This is a genomic window from Plectonema radiosum NIES-515 (assembly GCF_025753815.1).
GTDB classification, from domain to species: Bacteria; Cyanobacteriota; Cyanobacteriia; order Cyanobacteriales; family Nostocaceae; genus Hassallia; species Hassallia radiosum_A.
This window is the reverse complement of the sequence record NZ_JAOWRF010000272.1, coordinates 1-3,150: the sequence shown is the minus strand read 5'-3', so window position 1 is coordinate 3,150 and position 3,150 is coordinate 1. Positions and strand designations below refer to the sequence as shown.

Here is a 3,150-nt window from a genome sequence, read left to right as displayed (position 1 = left end):
TGGGGGGGAGGGGGGGATGGGGGGAGTGGGGGGAGTGGGGGGATAAGGAGAAATATTTCTTCTTTCTTACCATGAGTCCTTTCCCCTTTCCCCTTCCCCCTTCCCCCTTGCTTGATTTTCTCTGGCGAAACAGGCTAGCTTATGAGCATATCTACTTATTCCTCACCATATGGATCTTGTGGAAGTTTCTAAAATATCAAGATCCGTAGGAGACTAAAGAATAGCAGAACATATCTCACGGGTCTTGAAGCAGCGATCGCGCTCACATAGCTAAGGAGGATTTATGCGTGCAGTACTAATGGCAGGTGGTTCGGGAACGCGGTTACGTCCGCTAACTTGTGACCTGCCCAAACCGATGGTGCCCATCCTAAATCGACCAATTGCCGAACACATTATCAATCTTCTCAAACGACATCAGATTACAGAAGTTGTTGCCACACTGCATTATTTACCTGATGTCTTGCGAGATTACTTTCAAGATGGTAGCGATTTTGGCGTACAAATGACCTACGCTGTGGAAGAAGACCAGCCACTGGGAACAGCAGGTTGCGTCAAGAACATTGCCGAACTTCTAGACGAAACCTTTTTAGTAATTAGCGGAGACAGCATAACCGATTTTGACTTAACAGCCGCAATTGAATTTCACAAACAAAACAAGTCTAAAGCGACTTTGATTTTGACTCGTGTCCCCAACCCAATTGAGTTTGGAGTGGTGATTACCGATGAACAACATCGAATTCGGCGATTTTTAGAAAAGCCCTCTACCAGTGAAATTTTTTCCGATACCGTCAACACTGGTACATATATTCTAGAACCTGAAGTTTTGGAATATCTGCCATCAAGCATAGAATGTGACTTTTCTAAAGATTTATTTCCCTTGCTTTTAGAAAAAGACGAGCCAATGTATGGCTATGTCGCTGAGGGTTACTGGTGCGATGTCGGTCACTTAGATGCTTATCGCGAAGCGCAATATGACGGCTTGGAAGGTAAGGTAAAACTTGATTTTGCCTACAAAGAGATGTCAACTCGCTTGTGGGTGGGTCAAAACACTTATATCGACCCGACGGCTCAAATTGAAGCACCTGTGGTTATTGGCGATAATTGCCGCATTGGGGCACGAGTCCAAATTGAAGCCGGAACCGTAATCGGGGATAATGTCACCATTGGGGCTGATGCTAATCTCAAACGTCCAATTGTTTGGAATGGGGCAATTATTGGGGACGAAGCACATCTATCGGCTTGTGTGATTTCCCGTGGTACTCGTGTAGACCGTCGCGCTCATGTTTTAGAAGCTGCTGTGGTCGGTTCGCTGTCTACTGTGGGAGAAGAAGCGCAAATTAGTCCCGGTGTCCGCGTTTGGCCTAGCAAAAAAATTGAGTCCGGCGCAATCTTAAATATTAACTTGATTTGGGGTAACACTGCTCAAAGAAATTTATTTGGGCAACGAGGTGTCCAAGGATTAGCCAATATCGATATTACCCCAGAGTTTGCGGTGAAGTTGGGAGCCGCTTATGGTTCTACTTTGAAACCGGGTTCTAAGGTAACGGTTTCCCGCGATCAGCGCAATATTTCGCGGATGGTGACGCGATCGCTCATCGCTGGTTTAATGTCTGTAGGTATCGATATTCAAAACCTTGATGCTACCGCTATCCCCATCGCTCGCACAGTTATCCCCACTATGTCGGTAGCTGGTGGTATCCATGTGCGGGTACATCCCGATCGCCCTGATTATATCCTCATTGAATTTATGGATGTCAAGGGCATCAATATTTCCAAGTCAAAGGAAAAGAAAATTGAAGGAGCTTACTTTAAAGAGGATATGCGGCGATCGCAAATTCACGAAATTGGCGATGTCTCATACCCCAGTCAAGTAATTGACCGCTATTGCACAGCTTTTGAAAAGTTATTGAATATTGACACAATTCGTAACAGTCGAGCAAAGGTAGTAATTGACTACGCTTATGCTGTTTCTGGTGCAGTATTGCCGCAAATGTTAGATAACTTTGGTGCTGATGCGGTGGTGCTAAACGCCAGTTTGAATAAAAATGCCATGTCCACAGCTGAACGCGAAGGGTTGATAACTCAGTTGGGTCATGTAGTGGAAGCTTTGAAAGCTAACTTTGGCGTTCAGGTGTCGGCAAATGGCGAACAAATGATTTTGGTGGATGAATCGGGTATTCCGATTCGCGGGGAAATGTTGACAGCGCTGATGGTGGATTTAATTTTAACTTCTAACCCTAGAGGGACGGTTGTAGTACCAGTTCATGCTTCGAGTGCTGTAGAACAAATTGCCCGTCGCCATGATGGTAAGGTGATTCGCACTAAGGCGAATCCTACCGCATTAATGGAAGCTTGTCAAACAAATCCAAGTGTAGTGTTGGGTGGTAGTGGGGACACTGGCTTTATTATCCCGCAATTGCATCCGGGATTTGATGGCATGTTTTGTATTGCCAAGCTCATTGAAATGCTAACAATTCAAGAGCGATCGCTTGCTTCTGCCAGGTCAGAATTACCGCGTGTAATTCACAAAACTTATACAGTCCGCTGTCCTTGGACAGTCAAAGGTGCATTGATGCGGTATTTGGTAGAAACTCATCCAGCACAAAACCTGGAATTAATCGATGGGGTAAAAATTTGTCAACCCTACGATGACAGTTGGGTGTTAGTTTTGCCAGATGCCAGCGAACCACTGGTACATTTATACATCAACAGCAACGATCGCGATTGGGTAGATGATTCTTTAAGACAATACCGCTCCCGCGTTCAAACCTTTGTGGAAAAACAAGAAGAGCAAATTCCTGTAGAGGTGTAATTAGTTGTAGCTAATAGCTAATGGCTAATCGCTAATAGCGATTAGCTATATTTTTTTTTGTGATAATTTGGAATTATAGTTAATGATTTTCATTCTATTTTCTGCCAACTTAGATTGATAATAATTTTGGTGTACACATAAATCTTGCCGCATTGTATATGTCGTCCCGACTCGGAATAAATTCCGAGTCTCATAGCGCAAGTCCTCTAAAGAGTTCTTCTTAAGAAGCTAAAACTTTAGACATTAATGTACAATAAGGTTGAAGTGTAGACATTGACTTGATGTACAAACCACACGAATTTGCTAAAAAGCTTGGGGTAACAGTAAAAACATTACAG

The 3,150-nt window shown here is 43.8% G+C and carries 1 protein-coding gene; it reads left to right on the top strand.

The genetic code is table 11. The features are described from left to right. Positions 1-283: 283 nt before the first annotated feature. Entirely contained in the window at positions 284-2,812 is a 2,529-nt protein-coding gene (locus tag OGM63_RS18910) for a mannose-1-phosphate guanyltransferase (protein ID WP_263747203.1), read from the top strand. The last annotated feature ends 338 nt before the right edge of the window (positions 2,813-3,150 follow it).